This is a genomic window from Rhizobium sp. WYCCWR 11128 (assembly GCF_013416305.1).
Taxonomy (GTDB): domain Bacteria; phylum Pseudomonadota; class Alphaproteobacteria; order Rhizobiales; family Rhizobiaceae; genus Rhizobium; species Rhizobium indicum.
This window is the reverse complement of sequence record NZ_JACCEZ010000001.1, coordinates 598896-622843: the sequence shown is the minus strand read 5'-3', so window position 1 is coordinate 622843 and position 23948 is coordinate 598896. Positions and strand designations below refer to the sequence as shown.

The following is a 23948-nucleotide window of genomic DNA, read 5'->3' as shown; positions in this document are numbered from 1 at the left end:
CGGCGACAGGGAGGATGGCAGTGCAGGCGGAACCGGTGCTTGTGGCAGGATTGATCGAGGTGTGCCGCGCGACGATCGCGGCAAACACAGATCATCTCTGCGCGCTCGATCGCGCCATCGGCGATGGCGATCACGGAACCAACATGCGGCGCGGCTGCGAGGCGGTGAGCGCCGAAGGCGAAAGCCTGTCCAGCCTGCCCTTTCCCGACGCCATGGAAAAGATCGGCCTGACGCTGGTGATGAATGTCGGCGGCGCGGCCGGCCCGCTCTACGGCACGTTGCTGATGGAGATCGGCCGCGAGCTTCGCAAGAGCGAAGAAAAGACCGATTTTTCCCTGGTGCTGAAACAGGCGATCGACGCCGTGGCGAAACGCGGGCGGGCTCATGCTGGCGACAAGACCCTGCTCGACGTGCTCTATCCCGTCCATGCCGCGTTGGCGAAGCGGTCTCCACTCGGTGACGTCGCCCGCAAGGCCGAACGCTCCGCCAACAGAACGGCTGAGATGAAGGCGATGCGTGGGCGCGCAGCCTATCTCGGCGACCGCTCGATCGGCCATGTCGATCCCGGCGCGTCGAGCTGCGCGCTTCTGACCACGGCGATCTGCCGCTATCTCGGGGAGCATCGTCCGCAATGAATGGAAAGACCGCAAATGTGGGTATTGTGATCGTCTCCCACTCGCCGCTGGCGGCGCGGGGCATCGCTGATATGGTCCGGCAGATGGTGGGCGACAGCGTGCCGCTCGCCTGGTCGGGCGGCAACGTCCATGGCGAGCTCGGCACTGATGCCGGCGGCATCCTGAGAGCGATCGAGGCTGCCTGGTCCGATGCCGGCGTCGCCGTCTTCGTCGATCTCGGCGGCGCCGAAACCAACAGTGAGATGGCGATCGAAATGCTGGGGCTTCCCCGCTCGGCCCTCGTCTCCATCTGCAACGCGCCTTTGGTCGAAGGCGCCGTCATCGCCGCTGCCGAAGCGTCGGGGGGCGCGTCGTTGGCCAAGGTCGTCGCCACAGCCGAGGAACTGTCCCCCTGATGACAACAGGATTGCGTAGTGAAAAACAGGAGCCCGATCCATTGCACGTGAACTGCCAGACGGAGGTGGAAGTCAAGCACGGCGTCGGGCTGCACGCCCGCCCCTCCGTCACCTTCACGCGGCTTGCCAAGTCCTTCCCCTGTTCGATCGAGATCGCCGTCAACGGCAGCGATGTCTGGCTGAACGGCAAGAGCATCATCAAGATCATGGGCGCGAGAATCCGTAAAGGTTCGATCCTCAGGATCCGCGCCGACGGCATTCTCGCCGAAGAGGCGATCCGCGCACTGAAGGAACTCATCGAGCGCAACTTCGATGAGGAAAAGAAACATGGCCGAACCGCTTAGACTGAAAGCCAAGAGCGCATCTCCGGGCATCGCATCCGGCCCGGCCTTTCTCGCGGAGCCTAAGGCTCCTTCCGCAGAGCGGCCGGACGCCGCCCCTGCGTCTCGAGCCATCGGTGGATACAGCGCGCTGGAGAAGGCGATCGACATCTCGATCGGCCAGCTCGAGCACCTCGCCGATGGAGCCGATGCCGAAAGCCGCGATATCATCGATTTCCAGATCGAGGTGCTGCGCGATCCGACCATCGCGGAAGCGACCGGCGCGCGCATGGAAGAGGACCAGAACGTCGTCTTTGCCTGGGTCGCCACCCTCGACGCCTATATCGGCGAACTCGAAGCGGCCGACGAGGAGCAGATGCGGGCACGCGCCGTCGATATTCTCGACATCAAGAACCGCGTGCTCGGGGCGCTCGCCGGCACCCCGATCGCCGATTTCCCGCCCGGTTCGGTCTTCGTCGGCAAGGACATGGAGCCGAGCCGTTTTCTCGCCCATGACTGGTCGAAAGGCGGCGGCATCGCGCTGTTCGCAGGCAGCACCGCCGGCCACGTCGCCCTGCTCGCCCGGGCGAAATCCGTGCCGATGGTGGTCGGCACCGGCCGCTTTTCCGCCGTGGACGGAGATCCCCTCAGCGTGGATGGCAACGCCGGTGCGGTCATCCTGAAGGCAGGCGGTATGCTGATCCCGCCGCTGGCACCTGCACAAGCACCTACCGGCGATATGCAAATCGCCAGCGGCGAGCTGCGCACGGCGGACGGCGTGCCGATCCTGCTCTCCATCAACATCAACGATCCCGCCGAGATCGATGCGCTCGATCTGGCAGTGGCAGGCGTCGGCCTGATGCGCTCGGAATTTTCGATCACCTCGCTCGCCGATGCCGCCAACGAGGAACGGCAGCTTGCAATCTATCGCCGCGTGCTGGAACAAGCGGGCGACAGGCCAGTAACGATCCGCATGCTCGATATCGGCGGCGACAAGCCGCTCGCCGGCCTCGAAGATCTGCCGGCTCTCTCCCCAGGCCTGCGCGGCATCCGGCTGCTGCTTGCCCGGCCGGAAATCGCCCGCGTCCAGGCCCGCGCCCTGCTGCGCGCCGCCGTCTTCGGCAGGCTTTCGGTGATGCTGCCGATGGTGACCTTTCCCGACGAGATCGACAGGATGCGCGAAATATTCCGCGAGGAAGCCGAAAAGCTCGGCCGCCGTTCCCTGCTCCACCGGATGCCGCCGATCGGCATGATGGTGGAGGTGCCGGCAGCCGCATTGATGCTCGACACTTTTGGATCTGCCGCGTTCTTCTCGTTCGGAACCAACGATCTCGCGCAATATCTCGCCGCATCGACCCGCGACGACATCGATGCCGATGCCGGCAAGGCGGCACCCGCCGTACTCCGGCTGATTGCCCAGGCGGTGAAGCTGACCGTCGGCAAGCCCGTCAGCATCTGCGGCGACATGGCCGGCAATCCGAGCTATCTGCCCGGGCTGCTCGCCGCCGGCCTCCGGCATTTTTCCGTGGCGCCGGCCCGGCGTCCCGCGATAAGATCGGCGATCATCGGCCTCAACGCCGATGGCACAAGGGCAGCCGGAGAATAGAATGGCGCGCGAAGACACCGAAGACGCCATTATCGCCTACAAGTCCATTCTGGCGCAGATCATCGACAACAGGCCATCGGGCACACGCCAGCGCCTGGCGACGGCGCTTGGAAAACATCGCAGCTTCGTCACCCAGATCACCAGCCCGACCTATGCAACGCCGCTGCCGGCGCGCCATCTCGCGACGATCGTCCGCGTCTGTCATTTCAACGCCGCCGAACAGGAGCGCTTTCTCGAAGCCTATCAGGCCGCCCATCCCGGCAAGCTGCCGGATCTCGGCCATTCCGAGAAATTGCGGCACCTGTCGCTGATGGTGCCGGACTTCGGTGACGACAGGAAAAACCGCCTATTGGAAGAGGCGATCTCCGATCTGGTGCAGAAGATCGTCGCGATTTCAGGGGCGAGCGAGTAGTGAGTAGTGAGTAGTGAGCAAATTGACGTAACGTAATGCCCTTGACCTTGGGAGGGGCTTGATGAAGAAGTTCATGAACACTGCGGAAACCATGGTCGCCGAAAGCGTCGAAGGCTTCGTGCGCGCCCATGAGGCCTTCGTGGTGTTCGGGCCCGAGCGCAAGTGCATCCGCCGCCGCCATCTTACCCCTGGCAAGGTGGCGCTTATATCAGGCGGCGGCGCCGGTCATGAGCCGATGCATATCGGCTTCGTTGGCCACGGCATGCTGGATGCCGCCTGCGTCGGCTATATCTTCACCTCGCCGACACCGAGCCAGATCATTGCCGCCATCGAAGAGGCCGATACCGGCGCCGGCTGCCTGCTCGTGGTCAAGAATTACGACGGCGACCTGATGAATTTCGAAATGGCGATCGAGATGGCCGGCGACCGCCACAGCCTCGACATGGTCGTCGTCAGCGACGATATCGAAACGTCGAGAACAGGCGAAGGCCGCGGCCGGCGCGGTGTCGCCGGAACGCTGATCGTCGAAAAGATCCTCGGTGCTGCCGCCGAACGCGGCATGCCGCTTGCCGCGTTGAAGCAGCTTGGCGAGGGACTGAACACACGCATCCGCTCCATGGGTGTCGCGCTGAACGGCGTGACAGTGCCGCAGACCGAGCGCACGACGTTTTCGCTCGGACCCGACGAAATGGAAATAGGCGTCGGCATCCATGGCGAGCCCGGCCATGCCAGGCAGCCTTTCGCCGCCTCGGACGCCATCATCGATCATCTCTGCCAGACCATCGCCGGCGACATCGCGATGACGCCGGGCGGCAAGGCACTGCTCTTCGTCAACGGCCTCGGCGGAACCCCACCCGCCGAACTCTATCTCGCCTATAACAGCGCCCGCCGCTTCATCGAGGAGAAAGCCATCCCGATCGAACGCTCGCTTGTTGGAACCTACGTCACCTCGCTCGACATGCAGGGACTGTCGGTCACGCTTGCCCTGCTGACCGACGAGGAAATCGCGCTATGGGACGCCCCTGTGGCGACGGCCGCATTACATTGGGGCGGCATTCCGTGAATCTGCCTGCGGCCGTTACTCGTTTCGATCTCGACAAATGCGTGGCCGAAACCCAGAATCAAATTATTAACGCCTATTTGTAGCGAGCCCATTGGTTGTCCCCTACGGAAGAATATCCATTACACATATTTTTTCGTCAGCGAAAACCTCAGTTAGGTTTCCACATCCATCGGAATTCCAAGCTACAGAGAAGTACGACACCCCACACCAAGTCCGAATCTCTTTAAATCTACTATTTATTTTCTTCGCAGCGGCTACCCGCTCAGAGGATCTTCGGATCTCATCATCTTCGTCGATAGTAGCTGTATCGAAGGGACCGTAAGACAACGAGCTAAAGCTCTCCTGATCCATCCAAGATGAAAGCCAGCTAGCAGGCGTAGTAAGTGGAAAGGCGGCAATAACGTCGCTCTCAAAACTCCAGAAGAACCCAAGAAAACCAGAGGGAGGAGTGGGAAGGCTTGAACCTTCAATGTTTTGGTGACAAGTCAGGCCTGCCGCAGTCGCTTTAAATCCCGGCAAAAATACCAGTGCAGCGAAAATAAGCCCGTAAAGACGAGGGCGACCGACAAACAAACTTATACCCCCCAATATTCAATCTTAAGCCGAGTAAATTCATCATCATTTGCAGAACAAGTCTGATGCGGCTGTTAAACAACAACCAGAATACTAATCCTCTGCGTGCATTTCGATCGCCAAAAACGTTTTACGTTTGAATTACTCTTTGCAAATGTCAATGCTTCAAAGGCCGACGCACATAAAAACTACGACATTCATAGGTGGCGCTTACACTTCGGCGAGTTTGGATTACATATGAACGCATCCCGAGGACGTCAGATGTAAAGCGGCGCCATCTTCCGCCAGGCGCCGGCGCGGTGGGCGCGTCCGTCCCAGACATGCAGCTGATGGCCGATATTCTTTTCACCAAGCAGCCGGCTGAGATAGCGGTTGTTGTCGAGGAACGGGTCGGCGTCGCCGATGGTGAGAACGATGTCGCTCTCGCGCAGCCTGTCTAGCCGCCAGTCGCTGCCGAGCCCTGGAAGAAAATGCGCCGGCGTGTGGAAGTAGATGCTGTCGTCGTAATAGCCGTCGAACAGGTCGCCGAAGGATTCTACCCTCATCGTCAGGTCGTAGCGGCCGGAAAAGGCGACGAGCTTGCGGAAGAGATGCGGATGGCGAAAGAACAGGCTCGCCGCCTGGAATGCGCCGAGGCTGCAGCCATGCACGATGGTGCAATCATGCTGGTTCTTCGCCGCCATCAGCGGCAGCACTTCGTGTAGGATATAATCCTCAAGGGCGCCATGCCGGCGGATGCGCTCGGCAGGGTGACGGTGAAAGCCATAGAAGGTCTCGGCCGCCAGGCCCTCGATGCAATAGAGTTGAAGTTGCCCGGCCTGCAGCTTGTCGGCAAGGCTTCCGACCAGGCCGAGCTGCTCATATTCGAAGAAGCGCCCTTCCCGCGTCGGGAAAACCAAAACCTTGGCGCCGGCATGGCCGAACACCAGCATCTCCATGTCTCGATGCAGCCGCTGACTGTACCAGCGCAGATATTCGCGGTTCATGGCACCCTGAAAAACTGTCCCACCTTGGCGCGGAGAACCGCTTCTTGCTCAGCGCTGCCAGGATAGTCGAAATGCCCTGCATCCAGGATGAAGATTTCATTAAATTTTGGTATCGCATTCGCGACAGCAAACTGGCAGGGCGGCGCCACCGAAGGATCGAACAGCGCAACAGCAACCAGCATCGGCACCTTGATCCGCGAAGCGGCCGTTGCCGCATCGTAGAGCCGAAGCGTCTCGAGCACATCTGCGTGTTTCTTATGATACTCCTGCACCGATTGCGCGCTGCCGACTGTCGGCAAGGTCAGCCGCAGCGGCTGATCCCCGAAGCTCGGCAGCGCCAGATGACCGCGATCGATGCGCTGGTCGTAAGCGATCGCCATCGCCCCGACACCGCCGCCGAAGCTGATGCCGCTATAACCGATATGCTCCGAAAGCCAGGGATAGAGCGCAACAAGCGTCGAAACCGCGAGCCAGATATCCTCGACGCAGCCGCCGATGATATAGGATTTCGGCTTGTCGATATCGTGGAGCACATGCCAGGACGGATTCTGCGAGATCGGCGGACGAGCGCTAAGCGACAGCCCGCGGCAGCAGGGAAAAAGCACTGCCGTTTCCTTGACCGGCAGATCGAATTCAGGCCGATCCCGCCCGCCATAACCATGCCCGACGACGAGGCCGCGCCGCACCTCCCCCCGACGCGGCAGGATGAGCCAGCCGCCGATCCTGAATGAACCGGTCGAGATATAGACGAGATCGAGCACGTGCCAGTCGGGATGGGTGATCTTGCTCCGGCGCAGCACCGGCTGCGGATCGACCGCCAGCGCCTTGAGATAACGCGCCTTCCAGAAATCGTCGAAACCCGCAGCCGCCTCGGGCGGCTCGACCGCGAGAAGCTCCGCGAGATGCATGCCGTAGGTGGGGTCGAAATCGAAGGGATGTGTCTTGGGAATGCTCATCCAAGGCTTTTCTCGTGAAAAGGCCGGTGGCGCAAGACTCTGCCCGCGCCGACCCGCAAAACGGCGCGGCCGGACAGCCCTCTATTGCCGCGAACCAAAAAGCCCGCAGCCGATGGCGCGCGCCGCCTTGAGATGAGCGGCCACGTTGTCCGGCCCAGCTTCGAGCAGCAGCTCGGATGTCACTACGGGGGCGCCGCAATAGTTGAAGATGCCGTGATCGATCTGCGTCTTCATGGCGTCGAAATAGCCGTGCCGCGCATTGGTCCCGACATCGGCGCCGCCAAGCCCGACCAGATGCACCGGCAGACGGCCGAGCAGCTTCGCCACCCCGGTACCCGAGCGATCGTCATAAGCCCAGCCATTGGTGAACACCCGGTCGATCCATCCCTTGAGCAGCCCCGGCATCGACCACCAGTAGACGGGATAGACGAGCACCAGCGCATCGGCGCGGTCGATCCTCGCCTGCTCGGCGGCGACATCGGCCGGCACCGCCTCGTCCCTCAGATGCAGGCCGAGATCCGCAGCGCTGAACCGGGGATCGAAGCCCTCGGCCGCGAGATCGGCGATCTCCAGGGAATGGCCGGCATTGGCAAGCGCGACACCCTCGGCAAGGTGGGCGGCAACGCCGTGGGTGAGCGACCGGGGATCGGGATGCGCGACGACGATGAGCGCGTGCATGGCGAAAACTCCTGCTGAATGATTGCGGATGAAAGGCACAGGCTGTATACTTTTGGTAAGCTACTTTCAGTAAGTTACTTTTGGTATATAGTCATGTCAAGCGCCGAAACAACCGGTCAGCCGACCGATCCGCAGCCGCGCCGCCGCCTGTCGCGGCAGGATCGGCATCGCCAGTTGCTCGACGTCGCTTGGCAGATCGCCCGTGACGAGGGAACGGAAGCGCTGACCCTCGGCCGGCTTTCCGAGCGGGCCGGCGTAACGAAACCCGTGGTCTATGATCATTTCGAAACCCGCCCCGGCCTGCTCGCAGCGCTCTACCGCGAATTCGACGCCCGCCAGACGGCTGTGATGGACGCAGCCCTTGCGGCAAGCCAGCCGTCGCTCGCCGACCGGGCCGCAGTCATCGCCACCTCCTATGTCGACTGCGTGCTTCTTCAGGGCCGCGAAATCCCCGGTGTGATCGCAGCACTTGCCGGCTCGCCGGAACTCGAAAGGATCAAGCGCGAATACGAAGCGGCCTTCATCGAGAAATGCCGCATCGCGCTTTCGCCCTTTACCGGTGCCGGCACGATCGCCGCAGCCGGCCTCTGGGCCATGCTCGGCGCCGCCGAAGCCCTCTCCTATGCCGCCGCGTCGGGCGACATCACCGCTGTCGAGGCAAAGAACGAACTCTTCGAAACCATCGTCGCGATGGTGGCGAGAAGTATGGGCGGCGGCACGCATCCCGATCACCTGCGCGATACGGCCGGCCTCGCATCGAGATGATCCGGCGGGAATACCTGTATCGAATCCACCGCCCGCTTCGCCATGGAACTCGGTTATTTCGGGACCTGGTGAGCGACGCGACGGCCGCCTTCTCGCACCAAATGATGAATGCTGCGCACAAGCTGAACGGCCCGACCTACGCCCATGCTATTCTGACGACGGCCGAACTCATCGAAGTCTTGCCCAAGGCGTCGGCTTCAAAGGAGACAATGCCATGACCATGCTCTTCAAAATGCTCACAAGTGCCGGCTCCGAATCCCTGAACCGCGACCGGCGCAGGTTCCTGACCACCGCGGCGATCGGGATCGCCGCGGTGGGCGCGACCAGCCTGTTTCCGTCCTATCCGGCATCGGCTGCCACGGGAGATGCGATCCGCCCGTTTCGCGTCGACACTCCCGAGGCGGACCTCCTCGACCTTCGCCGGCGCGTGCTGGCAACACGCTGGCCCGAACGCGAGACGGTCGACGACCAGTCGCAGGGCATACAGCTCGAAAAGATCAAGCCGCTCGTCGATTATTGGGGCACCAGCTACGACTGGCGTAAGGCGGAAGCGAAGCTGAACGCGCTGCCGCAATTCATCACCGAGATCGACGGCCTAGACATCCACTTCATTCACGTCCGCTCGAAACATCCGAATGCTCTGCCCGTCATCATCACCCATGGCTGGCCGGGATCGGTATTCGAGAACCTCAAGATCATCGGCCCGCTCACCGATCCGACCGCTCATGGCGGACGCGCCGAAGATGCGTTCGACGTGGTCATTCCTTCGATGCCGGGCTACGGCTTCTCCGGCAAGCCGACCGGCACCGGCTGGGGGCCGGACCGCATCGCGCAGGCCTGGGCGGAATTGATGAAGCGCCTCGCTTACAGCAGCTACGTCGCCCAGGGCGGCGACTGGGGCTCGCCGGTCTCCGGCGCGATGGCACGGCTCGCGCCACAAGGTCTGCTCGGCATCCACATCAACCTGCCGGCTGTCGTGCCGCCCGAAGTTGCCGCAGTGCTCGCCGCGGGCGGGCCGGCCCCGCAGCGACTCTCCACCGAAGAACGCGCGGCGTTCGATGCCCTCAGCGCCGCAGCCAAGATGGGGAACAGGTCCTATGCCACGATGATGGGCACGAGGCCGCAGACGATCGGCTACGCCATATCGGATTCCCCGGCCGGCCTTGCGGCATGGATGCTCGGTCATCCAGGCTTCACGCACTGGACCTACGACAGCAGCGATCCCGAAAAGTCTCCCGACGAGGTGCTCGACGACATCACGCTTTACTGGTTGACCAACAGCGCCGCTTCCTCGGCCCGGATCCACTGGGAATATGGCGGCGGGCGCAGTCCCGTCCTTTCGGCCGGGGAGAAGACCTCCAAGATCGCGCTTCCGGTCGCCATCACCGTCTTTCCTGGGGAGAGCTATCAGGCCCCGGAGACATGGGCCCGTCGCGCCTATCGCAACCTTAGCTATTTCCACAAGGTCGACAAGGGCGGCCACTTCGCCGCCTGGGAGCAGCCGGAGCTCTTCTCCGCCGAGCTTCGAGCAGCGTTCAGGCCGCTGCGCCGACCGATATGAGAGGAGCGGCGGCCCTCGCCGCTCAGGGATGCACCGGGGTCGCCTCCCTTGGCGCCAAGCTCACGGATTCCAGCCGCCGCTGCCATAAGCGCGCGTGATGATTTCAACCAGGTGGCCGTTCGGATCTTCGAAATAGACCCCGCGCCCGTTGTCGTGGTCATTGGTCTCGCTCGGCTTCCGCTGGCCGGGGTCAGCCCAGTAGCGCAGGTTCCGCTCGCGAATTCGATTAAATATCGCCTCGAATTCACCGTCTCCGACCAGGAAGGCGTAGTGTTGGCGGACGATCTCGTCTTCCGTATCCATATAATCGAGATTGGCGTCGTTGTCGGTCGTGACCATGTAGAACGGCCCCCAGCGCCGCGGCGCCGGCAGCCCCAACATATCGGCCAGAAAATCTGCCGAGGTCTTGCTGTCGCGAGCCAAGAGGATGGTATGATTAAAGTGGATGGCCATAGCGGTCTCTCGCAAGCGAGGTGAACTGCAACTTCGATGGAGGCTTCTCGGTTAACACCCCCGGCCGCCTCTTGTTCCGAACCTCGGCCAAACTTGACGCGACCGTCGCGGCATCATGGCCCATCACCAAAGCCAGCCGGCGAACGGCCCTGCCGCTTCCCGGCCTCGGCATCAGTCCGTATTCTGCCCCGCCGCCTCGAGGATCAGCTTTGTGATCTCGTCCGGGTGGGAGATCAACGACAGATGGCTAGCCTGGATTTCAATGGTCTTTGCTCCCATGCGTTTGGCCATGAAGCGTTCGAGATCGGGATTGATCGTCCGGTCCTCGGTCGAGACGGCATACCAGCTCGGCTTCGAACGCCAGGCGGCCTGTGTCGTCTTGCCGGTCAGTAGCGCCTTTTGGAATGGCTGCTGCACAGCATAGAGAACTTTCGCTTTCGCCTCCGGCAGGTCGCCGGCGAAATCACGCAGGAAGGCTTCCTCGCTCAGCCGACCCTCGTCGCCGTCGAAGACGATGCCGGCCGAAGCCGGTGGCGTTGGGAAGGTTTTGGCGAGAGCGGTATAATCCTCACCTGCATCCGGCGCCCGCGCCGCCACATAGACGAGCGCCGAAACATCAGGGTGCACGCCGGCCTCGGTGACCATCATGCCGGAAAACGAATGCCCGACCAGAACCGTCGGGCCGTCCTGCCGGTCGAGCACCCGCTTCACGGCAGCGACGGCCTCCGGCAGCGTCGTCAGCGGGTTCTGCACCGCCGTGGCATTGAGCCCGGCCGCCTGCAGGCGCGCGATCACCTCGGTCCAGCACGAGCCGTCGGCAAACAGCCCGTGCGCCAGCACGACGTTGCGCGCCTTAACCGGAGCGGATGTCGCGGCCATGCCGCGGGTGGCAAGCAGAGAAGCGGCGGCGCCGGCAACAAGGGCGGCCGAGAAAGTCCGTCTGTTCATCATCATGATCTGGTTCCTTGTGCGTCCAGGAATTGAAGGATCGAAAGCATGTGGCTCGGGACTGAAGACCCGAAGCCAAGTCAAAATCGGTTGGTCTGTGATGCCATGTCGGCACGGTTTGCTTTGCCCGGCGCGAGGCGTTGGCCTTCGCCGCGTTGCGGCTCCCGTCGTATTCAAATTCGGTGTTTCAATCGGCTTCGTGTATGCAAAAGCCTGCTTGCTGGAGATTTATGTATTCCCATTCGATATAAAGTCAATTATTGAATACGTAACACCTTTGTGATGCAATAAGTGTATACGCCTAGCGGCACATCAATCGCATTTGCATACAATCGACCGAGCCGTCGATGTTTAAAACCGATCGGAGATAACGGAATGGCGAGTGGTTTCGAAACCGAGGATGACGGCGATGATCGCGGGTTGCTCTCCGACCGCATCCGCAACGCCCTGACGGACGAGATCGCCACCGGCACGCTGGCGGCGGGCGCAGCGTTGGACGAACAGCAGCTTGCCGATCGTTTCGGCGCCTCCCGGACGCCGGTTCGCGAAGCGCTGCGTCAGCTGGCTGCGGGCGGCCTCGTCGAGCTTCGCGCCCGGCGCGGCGGCGTCGTCGCCCGTATGACGCCGGAGCGCATCATGGAAATGTTCGAAACGGTGGCCGAAATCGAGGCCGTATGCGTCAGGCTCGCCACCTACCGCATGACACCGCTGGAGCGCAGCCATCTGATCGAACTGCACGACCTCTCAGAGCCGATTGTCGAAGCCGGAAATTTCGACGCCTATGACAGCTTCAACCTCCAATTCCATGAAGCCATCTATCACGCCACCCACAATAGCTTCCTTGCCGAACAGGCAATCGCCGTGCGCAACCGCCTGAACGCCTTCCGGCGCACACAGCTGCGCCAGGGCGAACGGCTGCGCCGATCCCGGGACGAGCACGAGGCAATCATGCAGGCGATCGCCGAAGGCGACGGTGAGATGGCATCGCGGCGCATGCGCGCCCACATGCTGAACGCCGCCACCTCGCTCAGCCGTTTCATCGAAACCAACAAGCCGGGGGGAGTTTGACGTTCCTACGGCACGGGGCAGCGGTATTTATAGGCGATCAAGGTCGTCATCAGCTCGTCGCCAGTGGCCTCGCGAATGCCGGGATTCTCTTCTAGGAATGTACACAACGTATTGCCGATTGCTTCCGCGGTCGTTCCAACCGGCACACAGACGTTTACCCCGACGGAGTTGGCAAAATACGCCGAGTTCACCATTGCTTTCGGCGCAGGAACGACTTCGGTGAAAATACGGCGGGCCAAATACTCGTCCCGGTTCCACTTGTCCAACCAACCCGCGACATATCCGACGACAAACTGCCGTGAGCCGCCGCAATCAGAATAGAGGAGGTCACCGCTGGAAAATCCGGCGGGAATCTTTGCTGAAACCGTTGCCAACAGGGTGGCGATAAGAATGCCCGACATCACATCTCCAAAGCTCGCGATGGCGGAGCTTTGATCGGGAAAGTGTCGGAAATTAGCTTCAAACGTGTCATCTTTTTTGCTGCAACTAAAAACAAAATAGCCGCTAATCTCACCTCAGCCTCAATCGAACCGACTGACCTCAAGCCCGCTGCCAACCGGCAGCAGCACGCTTGATATCCCGGGCTTGGCACGGACAGCCTCGCCGTAGCGTTTGAGATCATCGCCTCCTGGGCGCAGCATGTTGTCGGCGACAATGATCGCGCCCGGATTGAGCTTAGGGTAGAAGGCTTCGAGGCAGGGAACGTAGAGATCCTTCCAGAGATCCACCAGCACCAAATCGATGCCCTGGGAAAGCTCGCCGATCATCTGGACCGCATCCCCAACCTTGAATTCCACATACTCCGCGAGCCCCGCCTTGACGGCCATGTCGCGTGCGTAGGCCGATTTGTAACCGTGCATTTCCATGGTGATCAGCCGCCCGCCGGAAGCGCGTGCTGCTTCCGCCAGCCATATCCCGGAATAACCGAAGGACGTGCCAAGTTCGAGAATGGTCGGGCTCTTGAGGCTCTTGGCGAGGACATTGATGAACTGTCCGGTCGCAGGTCCGACCGCGCGCAGCCGCTGATCCTGTCCTCCGTCGCGGCCGCCGGGGGGCAGCTCGCGCGGGCTGTTATGCTCCGTCTCAATCATCGCGTGATAAATGTCGAGCACGTCCTGGATTCTGCTGTCCATTGTCTTCTCCATCGCCGCCTGCACGAAATTCCTGCCGCTGATTGGCCAATCTTTGCCCGACCGGGACGGCACCAGAAAGTTAAACTTTGGCAATCATCGCCCTTGTTGGCCACCTTGCCGTTGCAGATGCCGCCGCCGTCGGCTACATCATGCCGTCAATGGTCGGGTCACCCGGCCACGTAAGCGTTAACGTCACTCAACGCGTATGATCGAACGGCTTTGCGGCTTCGATCTGCGCGACTGTGTCCTGCGGATCGAGCTTCAGAAGCCCCGGAAGGACACATGGATAACAATCAATTCAAAGATCAAGCTTCATCGACCCCTGGCATTGAGCGGATTCGCCACGACACGCGGCGGCGCTTACTGACAGTCGAAAGCGTCGTCGATATCACTCCGAGCATGCGCCGGGTCATATTGGCAGGTGATGATCTCGCCGATTTCATCAGTCTCGGTGCTGACGATCACATCAAGATCTTCACTCCCACTGCCGATGGTGGAGAAGAGCGTCGTGACTACACGCCGCGCCGCTATGACAATGCCGAGCGGAAATTGACCATCGACTTCGCCCTGCACGAGGCGGGCCCGGTGACGCAATGGGCGATCAATTCGCGCCCCGGCGACAGGCTCGAGATCGGCGGACCAAGGGGCTCCGCCGTAATTTCCGCGACAGTCAGACGGTGGCTGTTGATCGGCGACGAAACCGCGCTGCCGGCGATCGGCCGCCGGATCGAGGAAAGCGGCGCCGGAACCGTCATCACAACAATCGCAGCCGTCACCGGCCCATTGGAAGAGCAGACCTTCGAGACATCAGCCGAACTGCACCTCCACTGGGCGCACCGGCCTCTTTCGCAGGCAACCGATGCCGCAGCGCTGCTGAAACTGTTGAGCACGGCCGATATCCAGCCGGAAACCTTCATCTGGGTCGCGGCGGAAGCCTCGGTGACACGCGATATCCGCGCCTACCTGCTGGAACGAGGTTGCCCGCTCGGCTGGATCAAGGCGTCCGGCTACTGGGTATTCGGCAAGGCCGATACGACGGAGAAGTTCGGCTAGGCGGCGAGGCGTCGACGGGCCGCCGCTCCTGAAGCTGGGGGCGACGGCCGGACAAGCTGGTCGAAAAGAGTCACCAATTCAGTTGCGATTTAATCGGATACGATGTATATGTAACTCCTAGTATTCAGAGCCTGGATAGGATGAAATCATGCCCGTATCTAAAACCGCAAGACAGCCTGGCACGCCTGCGCCCGCCCCCCCGTCAGCGGGCAAGGACGGCCGGAAACTTTCCAACTTTCTGTGCTTCGCGGTCTATTCTGCAAATCTCGCCTTCGGCCGCGCCTACAAGCCGATCCTGGATGAACTTGGCCTGACCTATACCCAATACATCGCCATGGTGGCCCTCTCCGAAGAGGACGACCAGACCGTTGGAGTGTTGGGGGAAAAGATGTTCCTCGAATCCAACACGCTGACGCCCATCCTCAAGAAGCTGGAGTCGAATGGCTATATCACCCGTCACCGCGATCCCGCCGACGAACGGCAGGTGCGGCTCAGCCTGACGCCGGCAGGGCGCCAACTCGTTGAAACCGATCCCGGCAACGCGCTGCTTGGGGCCACCGGCCTTGGCGACGACTTTCCCGTCGTGCAGAAATCGGTGACGACGCTGCGCGACAACCTCCTGCGGTCAACGCAGGGCGAACCGGGGAAATCGTGATCGCGGCATTTGCGATCGCGGCATGGAAAATCAAAAACCTAAAGCGTGGCAAGCGAATCTGAAAGATCCGACACGCTTTAGGTCTACTGCCGCAGCGGCCGGAACGCAGTCCTGAGCTCGGCAGTGAAAGCCATCGGCTGTTCCCACGCGGCGAAGTGACCGCCCTTCGGCAACCGGTTGTAATGGATGAGCTTCGGATAGGCCTTCTCCGCCCAGCTCTGCGGCGCCTGGTAGATCTCATCGGGAAAAGCACTGACCGCCACCGGGATCTTGATGCCCCTGGGATCGAAGAACCCGCCCGACGGATGGTGCGCGTTGTCCCAATAGAGGCGTGCCGAGGAGATTGCTGTGTTCGTCAGCCAGTAGAGGGTGACGTTGTCGAGGATATCATCCTTGGTCAGCCCCTCGGGCTCTCCGTCAAAAACGCGGGCGATCATCCGGTAACTGCGGATGTCGTGATCGAGCATCCACGACGCAAGCCCGACCGGCGAGTCGACGATCCCGTAGAGCGTCTGCGGCCGGTTGTTCATCTCGATGGCATAGCCCAGCCCATTCTTGTAGAAATCGTCGAGCTGATCGAAGGCGCGCCTTTCGTCCGGCGACAGGTCGGCTGGCGGCATGCCGCCGGCGGCAAGAGCCTTGGCGATGTCAGCAGGAACCGTGGCCGCCATGTTCGTGTGAATGCCGAGCAATCCCGCCGGCTCCTGCACCGCCATCAATTCGGTGACCGCATTGCCCCAGTCGCCACCCTGCGCCACGAACTTGGTGTAGCCGAGACGTTGCATCAGCGTCGCCCAGGCATGCGCGATGCGGGGCGGGTTCCAGTTCCCCGACCCCGTCGGTTTCCCGGAAAAGCCGTAGCCCGGCAAAGACGGGATCACCACGTCAAATGCGTCCTCTTCGCTCCCGCCATGCGCTGTCGGATCGGTGAGCGGTTCGATGATCTTCAACTGCTCGATGATCGAGCCAGGCCATCCATGTGTGACGATCAGCGGCAGCGCATTTTTATGCTTGGAGCGCACGTGAATAAAGTGGATATCCAGCCCGTCGACCTCGGTGATGAATTGCGGCAAAGCATTGAGCCGTGCCTCCATCTTGCGCCAGTCGTAATCCGTCGCCCAATGTTTCGCGAGTTTCTGGATTGTCGCGAGCTGCACGCCCTGCGTATCGTCGGCGACGGTCTCCTTATCAGGCCAACGGGTGGCCGCGACGCGCCGGCGCAGATCGTCAAGTTGATCCTCGGGGAAATTGACGCTGAACGGGCTAAGCCCGTCGCCGTTCGCCTCAGCGCTGCGCGTCCCGGCAAGCATGCCGATGGCCCCGGCTGCGGCCGCGGCGGCAAGCAGCTCGCGCCGCGTAGGCGTTGATAGGGATGTGGGTGGCATGACGCTCTCCTCTCCGTTTGATCTGTTCGGAAACGGACGAAGATCGACTGACCGACCTCGTTCGCATCAGCAGGTCATTCGCGTCTGTCCGGGGACTATGCTCCCGGGCAACGTCGGGGGTCAACCTACCCGGTCAGGCTATGCCTCGACTGTCTCGACAGACGACTGGTCATTGCAAAGAACCGTGGCTGCGGGCAGCATCGGCGCGAGATCGATGAGGAAAGGAGAATGCATGCCCGACATCGCGATGGGCGTCTTGAGCCAGAACGGAACCGTTCTTCTGGCCAGGCGCAGTTCCGAGCGCAAGGTGCACCCGGATCGCTGGAGCCTCCCGGGCGGCCATGTCGAAAAGGGCGAAGACGCCGAGACGGCGATGTGCCGGGAATTGATCGAAGAAATAGGCGTGACACCCGAGCTCTGGCAGTTTTTAGGACGGTTCGTATCGGAAGACCCGCCCGAGGCATCCGCCACATTCCATGTCTATCACGTCGATAAATGGCAGGGCCAGCCGCGACTTATCGGTAATGAACACACCGAGCTCAGATGGTTCACCGCCGCCGAGATGGAAAAAGAAGCTGAATTGGCGTTGCCTCAGCTCACTGAAATGCTGGCAAACCCGGCCATACGTGAAACAGGCACTCCCGCTTATGTTTGTTGGCGGTCACCACGTCTCGCCGGTTGAACGGGTCCTCAGCGCGCATGATGCTGGACGTCGGCAAGCGCACCGGCCTCCATCATCTCGGCGGCCCTTGCATAACCGCCGCCCATTCCGTCGAGGAAATGCAGGTGCGAATCCGGGCTGCCTGATGGCACGAGGCAGGTCATCAGCGCATGCGATTGGCGATGCAGTCCGAAGTTGATCTCGCCGCGCGCCCTTGCCAGAAGAAGCATGGTTTCGACCCTGTCGATCTGTTCGGGCGTGCAGTCCAGCGTCAGGCGCAAACCGTCATCGAATTTGCGGAAATCCGAATGGGAGGCGACCTCCGACCAGCGTTTCGCATCGACACGCTTCCCGCTGCCTTTGGGCATGGCAATATCCCTGGCGATAGCCATATACACGGGAACCGGATGAGACCGGTGCGACGGCGCATCGAAGACGGCAAGCACGCGCTTCGCCAGCGCCGCAAAGACCTGCGGGCTCGCATGGTCATCCGGCTCGACCAGCAGCGACAGGATCTCGCCCCGCTGGCTCGGGAATGGGGTCCAGTCGCAACTCAGTCCGGTCAGGTCGGGCTTCGTCGCGTAGCGTTCCGGCTTGACCAGATACCGGCCGCTCTTGATCTGCTGCTCCGCCCATTTGAGCCCGCCCCCTGTAAACATCGCATAGGTCGCGTTCTCGGAGGCGGCATAACGGGCAATTCTGACGTCGCGCCCACTGGTGCGGATTTCGCGTACGCTGAGCAGCCCGATACGAAGGGTTAGATCGAGATCGGCTCTTGCAAAGTCCGCGACCTGCCGCAATGCCGATGTCGCCGCCATCATGCCCTGTGGCGGCAAGGCGAATGCTGCCCCGTCTCCGCGAAACACGAAGGGAAAATCGAACGATCCCCAGGCATTGCCGAGGGCGGCGATGATCGATGCGCCCGCATAGTTGACGTCTTCGTAGCGCCCCGCCCGGATCGCCGTGGTCGAGTTGACGACATCAGTGATACCGATCAGCCAGTCATCGGGCAAAGGCTCATAGACATCGGGGTCGAGCACATGTGAAAACTCGTCAAAGGCCTGGTGCGACTGGCCGTGGCTATTGATCATCGCTTGCTCTCCAGATCGGCAAGGTTTCCCGTGCCTGCTACTTCAGAAAGAGGTCTGCCGGCCGACCGGCAGGCCCTCCGCACCAAATCCTCCGGCGAGGAGGTCTGCCCTCGCCCGCTCAGACAAGCTTGGTCTCGACGTCGATATTGCCGTGTGTCGCCTTGGAATAAGGGCAGATGCCATGGGCTGCCTCGATCAGCTCCTGCGCGATGTCGCGATCGATGCCGGACAGGCTGACATTGAGGCGCGCCCTCAGGAAGAAGGAGCCGTTGTCGGCGTTGAGAGTAATCTCCGCGTCGACCTCGGGACCGGCCGGCAGCGTGATCTTTCTCTGGGCAGCGGCAAGTTCGATGGCGCCGATGTAGCAGGCCGACCAGGCAATGCCGAACAGGTTTTCAGCGGCCGGATGCGGCTGCGGCAGCTTGATGTCGATCGTACCGTCGCTGCTGCGTGCGGAGCCGTCGCGGCCGCCGGAGATGTGGGTTTTGCCGGTAAAGAGAAGCTTCTCGGTCATGGTGATATCCTTTCGGTTTAGGTTTTATTCGCATCCGATTAAATCGGATGCGCTCTAATACGCTCAGCCAAAACTGATGTCAACAACATTCCGATTTAATCGGATGCGATTTGTTTCTATAGGCGAAAACGCGCCATATCCGGGCAACCCTCAGCGGCAGCTATGCGAACAAGCCGGCCCGCTGCGCAAGGTCACGTCTTGTCCGGGAATGGGCCCATCTATAGGCTCTGCCGGCGAACTAGAGGCGGGGCGCATCCTGTGAAGAAACCCGGAGAGATGTCATGTCCTCCATAACAGCAGACAATGCCGGGCAATATAGCGACAGCCGGAAGCTCGCTGCGCGGGCTCGACTGCATAGCCAATACACCATCGCCGAGACAGCCTGGTTTCCATGGGTTGCCGCGCAATTGTCCCTGAAGCCGGGCGATCGTGTCCTCGATGTCGGCTGCGGGCCGGCTGGTTCTGGGCGGCAACGGCAGGTCTGCTGCCAACGGACCTCGACCTGACGCTCGCCGACCTTGCACCCGGCATGGTCGACGAGGCAGTGGCGCGTTGCAGCGCGCTGCCGTTCGGCTCCGTTCGGGGCTGCCAAGCTGATGCCGTCGCGCTCCCCTTCGAAGATGACGCCTTCGATGCCGTGATCGCGATGCATATGCTTTATCACCTGCCCGACCCGGCCGCGGGCATCGCGGACATGTCGAGAGTGCTGAAGCCGGGCGGCTTTCTCGCGGTCACCACCAACGGTGCCGGTAATATGCGGGAGATTTACGCGCTGACGACCGTATTCGGCAGTGCCCCTTCCGATCCGGCTGCCGAAGCCTTCGGATATGACGCTGCCGAACGATCGATGCGGTCGCAGTTTGGAAACGTGAGCATGTCGCAGCATCCGGCAAGCCTGCGGATCACCGAGCCCGAGGATGTATTCCTGGCGCTCGCCTCCTATCCGCCCGGCGATGGCGCCGGCGAAACTCAACTCACCAGGTTCCGTCAAGCCATTGCCGATGCGTTCAGCCAACGCAACGGCGTGCTAGAGGTCAGCAAAGAGACTGCACTGTTCCTCAGCAGAAAGACGGCCCGATCGGTGTCGTGGGGCGGTCAGACCTTCTCTTTCTTCCTGATTTTTTCCTTAGGCTCCACCGGTGCATCGGGCGTCGGCGCTAGAAGCTTGCGCAGTGACGAGATCTTGTCCTTCACCAGCGGCCGGAACCGCGTCGCGCGATAGGGCATGTCGGCCGCCCCATAACCTTCCGGCCCGTCGTCATTGCCGCGGTTGATCTCCGCGAGCTTCACCCCGATGAACGTGCCGTCGATATAATGGGTATATTCACCCACCCAGCGGATCGTATAGATCTCGCCCTTGCGGATCAGTTGGTCGATGCTGACATGCTTGAAGGTGTCGTTGATGCAGACGACCTTCTGGCCGACATGGAAATCATAGCTCATGGATCAAACTCTCGAAACGCAATCGGCTCGCCGATCTATAGCGTGCCCTGCGGCAGGGATGAACCGTTTTTTGGCAGCCGAGCCCGATGCTCCGACATCAGCCGCACCCGCGCCGCATGGCTTAGGCGATATGCATCAGTCGCAATAGGCCTTGCCGCTCTTGCGGGAGCGAAGATCGAAGTGGAAGTGGTTCCAGTGCTCCGGGTTGCTGCCGGGGCCGAGCACGGTGTTGAAATAGCGGCAGCTGTCGCTGCGCACCGCCTTCAGCAGCCGCCCTTCGCGCAGCGAGAACAGGCCCTTCTTGCGCACGTCGATCTCGTGGCCGTTCTTCAGCACGAACTTGCCGACGTCGATGGCGTTGCCGCGGGCGTGTTCCGACATCGGATTGTATTTCTGCCGGCTATTGTTCATGCGCCGGCAGGAATAGCCGCCGAGCGGCTGGATCGTCTTGATGCCGGACCAGTAGCGGTAGCGGGCGGACGGCGCCAGTTCGTTCTTCACCCATTTGGCGAAGGCAAGCGTCACTTGGCAGTTCAGCGTTACAGCCGGGCGGACGCCGATATTGCCGGAAAGCCCCTTCAACGACACCGGATAAGGCACCTGGCAGGCCGGGCCGTTCGAAATCGGCGGCTTGTTGTCGAAGAGTACGCCCATGCGCTTCAGCTCGCGCCGGCAGGCAAGCTCGGAGGACGGCATGACGCTGGGATCGACGGGCGCCGCCGGCTCGCTCATCATCGGATTGTTCGGCCGCAGCATCGCGACCTCTTCGCTCTCGTCCTCTTCGGGAACACGGGTCGGCGCCACCACAGGGCTGCCGTCGTTCCAGGCGGGCGCCCGGCTCATCTGTGCCTCGGCCGCCGGCTGCGGCATTGGCTGCTGCGGGGGCTGACGCATGGGCTGGTTGAGCTGCGTTGGATTATCGGTGCCGATGCCGTCGACAACCGGCTCTGTGGCGTTGCCCTCGGCGATCTGTTGCTGTTGTTCCTGCGCCAGCCCGACGACCGGCTCCGCCCCGAGATCGTCATCCATGTTGACGCCGCCGGACGGGATCGCAAGATCTTGCGTGCCGCCCCAGTTCTGGTTCTGCTGCGCCAGCGCCTCGTCGCTGTCGATCATCGGCAGCTTACGTCCCGGTGCGGTTTGCGGCGGAGCGGGTCGTGCCGCGTGGCCGGTGCCGGCGAGGTTTGGCGTATCGAGATAATCGACGGAGCCCTGGCTATTGCCGACGGGCGCGCTGGAAACCGGATAGGAGGCCTGGCTCTCCACCGGCGCCATGCGCACTGTAGGCGCCATGCGCGCTGCCCCCCGCGACGGCGAGATCGAACTAACCCTGGTGCCGTTGTCGACATTGGCCGGCGGCACCAGCCCGTCGCTGATCGAACAGGTCGTCAGCGCCGCCGAAAGCAGCAAGGGCAAAAGGGATCGCCGAGGAAAGGAAACAAACGCCATACTCTTATCGCTTCCGCAGGCTGGCTGGGCAGTGACCGAAAAAACTCACTCCAATTTTAATTAAAAACGGTGAATGAAAACTTACCGGCACAATCTGAACGCGACGGAAATGAAAAAGGCCGGTTTCCCGGCCTTTGATCTCTACGTTTTCTCACGCTGCCCGTGTGTATCGGGCCACTGGCGGCGGCTCCCCGCGCAGGCGGAAATTCGAAAGCAGCGTCTTCAACTGGGTGCTTTCGTCGGCGAGCGTGCGGCTTGCCGCCGTCGTCTCCTCGACCATCGCGGCATTCTGCTGCGTCATCTGGTCCATGTGATTGACGGAGCCGTTGATCTCGTTCAGCCCCGTCGACTGCTCGCGCGCCGCCGTCGCGATTGATGCGACGTGATCGTTGACCTGGTTGACCAGCGCCTCGATCTCCAGCAGTGCCTCACCCGTCGAGCGCACCAGCGCCACCCCACCCTCGACCTCCGTTGCCGACCGGCTGATCAGTTCCTTGATCTCCTTGGCCGCATTGGCGGAACGCTGAGCGAGTTCGCGCACTTCCTGGGCGACGACGGCAAAGCCGCGGCCCGCCTCGCCCGCCCGCGCAGCCTCGACGCCAGCATTCAGTGCCAGAAGGTTCGTCTGGAAGGCGATTTCGTCGATGACCGAGATGATCTGACCGATGCGGTTGGACGAATCCTCGATCCGGCCCATCGCGGTGACCGCATTGCGGACGATCTCGCCGGATTTTCCGGCACTCGCCTTGGTCTCGGCCACCATCTCGCGTGCCTCGTTCGCCCGTTCGGATGCGGTCTTGACCGTCGCGGTGATCTCGTCGAGCGCTGCCGCCGTTTCTTCGAGTGCGGCTGCCTGCTGCTCCGTACGCTTCGACAGATTGCCGGTCGCCTCGCTGATGTCGGAAGCGCTCTCGTTGACGACACGGCTCGATTCGGCGATCGCATGGATCACGCCGTTCAGCGCGTCGACGGCGGCGTTGAAATCGCCCCTCAGCTTGGCGTAGTCCTCGCCGATATCGCCGATCGCAACCGTCAAGTCACCGCTCGCCAACTTTTCCAGGCCGACGCCGAGCGCCTGCATCGCTTGGTTCTGCCGTTCGGAGGCGGAACGCAGGCTTGCCTCGTTGCCGCGGCGCTCTTCCTCGATCTGCTGCTGTCTTTCGTCTTCCCGCCCGCGCAGAGCGCTGCGCTCGTCGACGGAATCGCGCAGCACCAGCAGCACCTTGGCCATCTGGCCGATCTCGTCGCGACGGTCGCTGCCGGCAATCTCCACCGATGCTTCTTCGGCCGCAATCGCGTTCATCGCCGCTTTCAGACGGGCGATCGGCACTGTCACGCTGCGCACGATGGCATAGGCGATGGCAATCGTGGCGGCGCCGCCAAACAGGCAGAGCAGTGCGGCCCACATCGCGTTCTGGCGATAGAGCGCGGCAAGGTCATCCGCATAGACGCCGGTGCCGACGATCCAGCCCCAGGGCTCGAAACCGGCGACATAGGAATATTTCAGCACCGGCTCATCGGCACCCGGCTTCGGCCAGTAATAATCGACGAAACCCTTGCCGTCCTTCTTCACCTTGTTGACGAACTCGACGAACAGGAACTTGCCGTTCGGATCCTTCATCTGGGAGATATCGGTGCCGTTCAACTGCGGTTTGATCGGGTGCATCACCATGGCGGGATGCATGTCGTTGATCCAGAAATAACCGTCGGCGCCGTAACGCATCGCGCCGATCACGTCCTTGGCGGCCGCCTGCGCCTGTTCGCGGGTCATCGTGCCCGCCTGCTCCATCTTGTAATATTTGTCGAAGATGCCGAGCGCCGTCGCATCCATCTGCGCCAACCCCGCCTTCCGCTCCGCTTCCAGCTCGGAATAGGAATAATTCAGAAAGAAGACCATCGTCGCCGCGAGCACGGCAAGTGTGAATCCGACGAGGCAGTAAAGACGGGTGGAAATCTTGACGTTGCGCATGAGGTTCCCGGCGATTCTTGTATTTGAGATCAATCGCATTCTGAAGTGCCGGAATTACTGGAGCGTAAAGCTTAATTAGAAAACGATTAAATAACGTAAGGTCAGGTGACGGCTGTAAAATTCAACCATTTGAAATCGAATGAAATTTCAATCGGCAACGGCTACAATATTTTTCC

Annotated in this window: 26 protein-coding genes and 1 pseudogene; 13 read left to right on the top strand and 14 right to left on the bottom strand. The window is 61.6% G+C overall.

The genetic code is table 11. From position 1 onward, the window contains the following. Window positions 1–14: 14 nt before the first annotated feature. The 6 genes from dhaL (at window position 15) to HX898_RS03105 (ending at window position 4431) form a co-directional block, all read left to right on the top strand. Window positions 15–635, top strand: a complete 621-nt coding sequence (dhaL, locus tag HX898_RS03130; protein WP_180193978.1) for a dihydroxyacetone kinase subunit DhaL — start codon at window positions 15–17, stop codon at window positions 633–635. Then, the gene (gene dhaM / locus HX898_RS03125) at window positions 632–1030 is read left to right on the top strand and encodes a dihydroxyacetone kinase phosphoryl donor subunit DhaM (RefSeq protein ID WP_180193977.1); all 399 of its coding nucleotides are present in this window, start codon (window positions 632–634) and stop codon (window positions 1028–1030) included. The genes dhaL and dhaM overlap by 4 nt, the downstream gene beginning before the upstream one ends. After that, window positions 1030–1374 (top strand): HPr family phosphocarrier protein, encoded by a 345-nt coding sequence (locus tag HX898_RS03120; RefSeq protein WP_017994418.1) that lies wholly within the window; start codon window positions 1030–1032, stop codon window positions 1372–1374. Before dhaM ends, HX898_RS03120 begins: the two co-directional genes overlap by 1 nt. Then, complete coding sequence (locus HX898_RS03115) at window positions 1358–2956, top strand: putative PEP-binding protein (protein WP_180193976.1); 1599 nt, start codon at window positions 1358–1360, stop codon at window positions 2954–2956. The genes HX898_RS03120 and HX898_RS03115 overlap by 17 nt, the downstream gene beginning before the upstream one ends. A 1-nt stretch (window position 2957) precedes the next feature. Continuing rightward, window positions 2958–3368, top strand: coding sequence for a hypothetical protein (locus HX898_RS03110; RefSeq protein ID WP_180193975.1), 411 nt, complete (start codon window positions 2958–2960; stop codon window positions 3366–3368). A gap of 61 nt (window positions 3369–3429) precedes the next feature. Continuing rightward, the gene (locus HX898_RS03105; RefSeq protein WP_180193974.1) at window positions 3430–4431 is read left to right on the top strand and encodes a dihydroxyacetone kinase subunit DhaK; all 1002 of its coding nucleotides are present in this window, start codon (window positions 3430–3432) and stop codon (window positions 4429–4431) included. Window positions 4432–4533: 102 nt separating this feature from the next. On the opposite strand, the gene HX898_RS03100 is transcribed toward HX898_RS03105, so the two are convergent. From HX898_RS03100 to HX898_RS03085, 4 genes are all read right to left on the bottom strand, one after another. Then, window positions 4534–5004: a hypothetical protein gene (locus HX898_RS03100; RefSeq protein WP_180193973.1), complete on the bottom strand. Its 471-nt coding sequence runs from the start codon at window positions 5002–5004 to the stop codon at window positions 4534–4536. Between the two features lie 257 nt (window positions 5005–5261). After that, entirely contained in the window at window positions 5262–5990 is a 729-nt protein-coding gene (locus tag HX898_RS03095; protein ID WP_180193972.1) for an alpha/beta hydrolase-fold protein, read from the bottom strand. Further along, window positions 5987–6946, bottom strand: a complete 960-nt coding sequence (locus tag HX898_RS03090; protein WP_180193971.1) for an acetylxylan esterase — start codon at window positions 6944–6946, stop codon at window positions 5987–5989. Before HX898_RS03090 ends, HX898_RS03095 begins: the two co-directional genes overlap by 4 nt. A gap of 81 nt (window positions 6947–7027) precedes the next feature. After that, window positions 7028–7624, bottom strand: coding sequence for an NAD(P)H-dependent oxidoreductase (locus tag HX898_RS03085; RefSeq protein WP_180193970.1), 597 nt, complete (start codon window positions 7622–7624; stop codon window positions 7028–7030). A 93-nt stretch (window positions 7625–7717) separates the two neighbouring features. Here HX898_RS03085 and HX898_RS03080 point away from each other — a divergent pair, with 93 nt between their 5' ends. Next, complete coding sequence (locus HX898_RS03080; RefSeq protein ID WP_180193969.1) at window positions 7718–8389, top strand: TetR/AcrR family transcriptional regulator; 672 nt, start codon at window positions 7718–7720, stop codon at window positions 8387–8389. A 214-nt stretch (window positions 8390–8603) separates the two neighbouring features. Beyond that, window positions 8604–9950, top strand: coding sequence for an epoxide hydrolase family protein (locus tag HX898_RS03075; protein ID WP_180193968.1), 1347 nt, complete (start codon window positions 8604–8606; stop codon window positions 9948–9950). A 60-nt stretch (window positions 9951–10010) separates the two neighbouring features. On the opposite strand, the gene HX898_RS03070 is transcribed toward HX898_RS03075, so the two are convergent. Together HX898_RS03070 and HX898_RS03065 are read right to left on the bottom strand one after the other, a co-directional pair. Then, window positions 10011–10403 carry a VOC family protein gene (locus tag HX898_RS03070; RefSeq protein WP_138387428.1) on the bottom strand — a complete coding sequence of 131 codons (393 nt, stop codon included), beginning with the start codon at window positions 10401–10403 and terminating at the stop codon, window positions 10011–10013. A gap of 171 nt (window positions 10404–10574) precedes the next feature. Further along, window positions 10575–11357 (bottom strand): alpha/beta hydrolase, encoded by a 783-nt coding sequence (locus tag HX898_RS03065; protein ID WP_168311637.1) that lies wholly within the window; start codon window positions 11355–11357, stop codon window positions 10575–10577. A gap of 369 nt (window positions 11358–11726) precedes the next feature. Between HX898_RS03065 and HX898_RS03060 the strand changes: the two genes are divergently transcribed. Continuing rightward, window positions 11727–12419, top strand: coding sequence for a GntR family transcriptional regulator (locus HX898_RS03060; RefSeq protein ID WP_180193967.1), 693 nt, complete (start codon window positions 11727–11729; stop codon window positions 12417–12419). A 5-nt stretch (window positions 12420–12424) separates the two neighbouring features. Here HX898_RS03060 and HX898_RS03055 read toward each other — a convergent pair whose 3' ends face one another. Together HX898_RS03055 and HX898_RS03050 are read right to left on the bottom strand one after the other, a co-directional pair. After that, window positions 12425–12820, bottom strand: coding sequence for a hypothetical protein (locus HX898_RS03055; RefSeq protein WP_003540671.1), 396 nt, complete (start codon window positions 12818–12820; stop codon window positions 12425–12427). Window positions 12821–12940: 120 nt separating this feature from the next. Next, complete coding sequence (locus tag HX898_RS03050; RefSeq protein ID WP_180193966.1) at window positions 12941–13552, bottom strand: DUF1442 domain-containing protein; 612 nt, start codon at window positions 13550–13552, stop codon at window positions 12941–12943. 282 nt (window positions 13553–13834) lie between these two features. Between HX898_RS03050 and HX898_RS03045 the strand changes: the two genes are divergently transcribed. Further along, a complete protein-coding gene (locus HX898_RS03045; protein WP_180193965.1) occupies window positions 13835–14605 on the top strand; it encodes a siderophore-interacting protein in 771 nt (256 codons plus the stop codon). A gap of 148 nt (window positions 14606–14753) precedes the next feature. Next, entirely contained in the window at window positions 14754–15260 is a 507-nt protein-coding gene (locus tag HX898_RS03040) for a MarR family transcriptional regulator (RefSeq protein WP_180193964.1), read from the top strand. A gap of 83 nt (window positions 15261–15343) precedes the next feature. Here HX898_RS03040 and HX898_RS03035 read toward each other — a convergent pair whose 3' ends face one another. Beyond that, window positions 15344–16645: an epoxide hydrolase gene (locus HX898_RS03035; protein ID WP_180193963.1), complete on the bottom strand. Its 1302-nt coding sequence runs from the start codon at window positions 16643–16645 to the stop codon at window positions 15344–15346. A gap of 232 nt (window positions 16646–16877) precedes the next feature. Here HX898_RS03035 and HX898_RS03030 point away from each other — a divergent pair, with 232 nt between their 5' ends. Beyond that, window positions 16878–17327 carry an NUDIX domain-containing protein gene (locus HX898_RS03030; RefSeq protein WP_180193962.1) on the top strand — a complete coding sequence of 150 codons (450 nt, stop codon included), beginning with the start codon at window positions 16878–16880 and terminating at the stop codon, window positions 17325–17327. Between the two features lie 8 nt (window positions 17328–17335). On the opposite strand, the gene HX898_RS03025 is transcribed toward HX898_RS03030, so the two are convergent. Together HX898_RS03025 and HX898_RS03020 are read right to left on the bottom strand one after the other, a co-directional pair. Continuing rightward, the gene (locus HX898_RS03025; protein ID WP_180193961.1) at window positions 17336–18397 is read right to left on the bottom strand and encodes a DUF3095 family protein; all 1062 of its coding nucleotides are present in this window, start codon (window positions 18395–18397) and stop codon (window positions 17336–17338) included. Window positions 18398–18515: 118 nt separating this feature from the next. Beyond that, window positions 18516–18911, bottom strand: a complete 396-nt coding sequence (locus HX898_RS03020; RefSeq protein WP_171602853.1) for an Ohr family peroxiredoxin — start codon at window positions 18909–18911, stop codon at window positions 18516–18518. A 281-nt stretch (window positions 18912–19192) separates the two neighbouring features. Between HX898_RS03020 and HX898_RS03015 the strand changes: the two are divergent. After that, window positions 19193–19986 (top strand): annotated as a pseudogene (locus HX898_RS03015) (methyltransferase domain-containing protein); the annotation flags it as partial. Between the two features lie 20 nt (window positions 19987–20006). On the opposite strand, the gene HX898_RS03010 reads toward HX898_RS03015, so the two are convergent. From HX898_RS03010 to HX898_RS03000, 3 genes are all read right to left on the bottom strand, one after another. After that, window positions 20007–20354, bottom strand: a complete 348-nt coding sequence (locus HX898_RS03010; protein ID WP_012757920.1) for a hypothetical protein — start codon at window positions 20352–20354, stop codon at window positions 20007–20009. A gap of 135 nt (window positions 20355–20489) precedes the next feature. Beyond that, window positions 20490–21803, bottom strand: coding sequence for an extensin family protein (locus HX898_RS03005; protein ID WP_180193960.1), 1314 nt, complete (start codon window positions 21801–21803; stop codon window positions 20490–20492). A gap of 151 nt (window positions 21804–21954) precedes the next feature. After that, window positions 21955–23772: a methyl-accepting chemotaxis protein gene (locus HX898_RS03000; protein WP_180193959.1), complete on the bottom strand. Its 1818-nt coding sequence runs from the start codon at window positions 23770–23772 to the stop codon at window positions 21955–21957. Window positions 23773–23948 lie beyond the last annotated feature (176 nt).

What these genes read in the sequence shown, in the direction of transcription:
- dhaL (WP_180193978.1), top strand. Translation starts at nt 15, where the DNA reads ATGGCAGTGCAGGCGGAACCGGTGCTTGTGGCAGGATTGATCGAGGTG.
- dhaM (WP_180193977.1), top strand. Translation starts at nt 632, where the DNA reads ATGAATGGAAAGACCGCAAATGTGGGTATTGTGATCGTCTCCCACTCG.
- HX898_RS03120 (WP_017994418.1), top strand. Translation starts at nt 1,030, where the DNA reads ATGACAACAGGATTGCGTAGTGAAAAACAGGAGCCCGATCCATTGCAC.
- HX898_RS03115 (WP_180193976.1), top strand. Translation starts at nt 1,358, where the DNA reads ATGGCCGAACCGCTTAGACTGAAAGCCAAGAGCGCATCTCCGGGCATC.
- HX898_RS03110 (WP_180193975.1), top strand. Translation starts at nt 2,958, where the DNA reads ATGGCGCGCGAAGACACCGAAGACGCCATTATCGCCTACAAGTCCATT.
- HX898_RS03105 (WP_180193974.1), top strand. Translation starts at nt 3,430, where the DNA reads ATGAAGAAGTTCATGAACACTGCGGAAACCATGGTCGCCGAAAGCGTC.
- HX898_RS03095 (WP_180193972.1), bottom strand. Translation starts at nt 5,990, where the DNA reads ATGAACCGCGAATATCTGCGCTGGTACAGTCAGCGGCTGCATCGAGAC.
- HX898_RS03090 (WP_180193971.1), bottom strand. Translation starts at nt 6,946, where the DNA reads ATGAGCATTCCCAAGACACATCCCTTCGATTTCGACCCCACCTACGGC.
- HX898_RS03085 (WP_180193970.1), bottom strand. Translation starts at nt 7,624, where the DNA reads ATGCACGCGCTCATCGTCGTCGCGCATCCCGATCCCCGGTCGCTCACC.
- HX898_RS03080 (WP_180193969.1), top strand. Translation starts at nt 7,718, where the DNA reads ATGTCAAGCGCCGAAACAACCGGTCAGCCGACCGATCCGCAGCCGCGC.
- HX898_RS03075 (WP_180193968.1), top strand. Translation starts at nt 8,604, where the DNA reads ATGACCATGCTCTTCAAAATGCTCACAAGTGCCGGCTCCGAATCCCTG.
- HX898_RS03070 (WP_138387428.1), bottom strand. Translation starts at nt 10,403, where the DNA reads ATGGCCATCCACTTTAATCATACCATCCTCTTGGCTCGCGACAGCAAG.
- HX898_RS03065 (WP_168311637.1), bottom strand. Translation starts at nt 11,357, where the DNA reads ATGATGATGAACAGACGGACTTTCTCGGCCGCCCTTGTTGCCGGCGCC.
- HX898_RS03060 (WP_180193967.1), top strand. Translation starts at nt 11,727, where the DNA reads ATGGCGAGTGGTTTCGAAACCGAGGATGACGGCGATGATCGCGGGTTG.
- HX898_RS03055 (WP_003540671.1), bottom strand. Translation starts at nt 12,820, where the DNA reads ATGTCGGGCATTCTTATCGCCACCCTGTTGGCAACGGTTTCAGCAAAG.
- HX898_RS03050 (WP_180193966.1), bottom strand. Translation starts at nt 13,552, where the DNA reads ATGGACAGCAGAATCCAGGACGTGCTCGACATTTATCACGCGATGATT.
- HX898_RS03045 (WP_180193965.1), top strand. Translation starts at nt 13,835, where the DNA reads ATGGATAACAATCAATTCAAAGATCAAGCTTCATCGACCCCTGGCATT.
- HX898_RS03040 (WP_180193964.1), top strand. Translation starts at nt 14,754, where the DNA reads ATGCCCGTATCTAAAACCGCAAGACAGCCTGGCACGCCTGCGCCCGCC.
- HX898_RS03035 (WP_180193963.1), bottom strand. Translation starts at nt 16,645, where the DNA reads ATGCCACCCACATCCCTATCAACGCCTACGCGGCGCGAGCTGCTTGCC.
- HX898_RS03030 (WP_180193962.1), top strand. Translation starts at nt 16,878, where the DNA reads ATGCCCGACATCGCGATGGGCGTCTTGAGCCAGAACGGAACCGTTCTT.
- HX898_RS03025 (WP_180193961.1), bottom strand. Translation starts at nt 18,397, where the DNA reads ATGATCAATAGCCACGGCCAGTCGCACCAGGCCTTTGACGAGTTTTCA.
- HX898_RS03020 (WP_171602853.1), bottom strand. Translation starts at nt 18,911, where the DNA reads ATGACCGAGAAGCTTCTCTTTACCGGCAAAACCCACATCTCCGGCGGC.
- HX898_RS03010 (WP_012757920.1), bottom strand. Translation starts at nt 20,354, where the DNA reads ATGAGCTATGATTTCCATGTCGGCCAGAAGGTCGTCTGCATCAACGAC.
- HX898_RS03005 (WP_180193960.1), bottom strand. Translation starts at nt 21,803, where the DNA reads ATGGCGTTTGTTTCCTTTCCTCGGCGATCCCTTTTGCCCTTGCTGCTT.
- HX898_RS03000 (WP_180193959.1), bottom strand. Translation starts at nt 23,772, where the DNA reads ATGCGCAACGTCAAGATTTCCACCCGTCTTTACTGCCTCGTCGGATTC.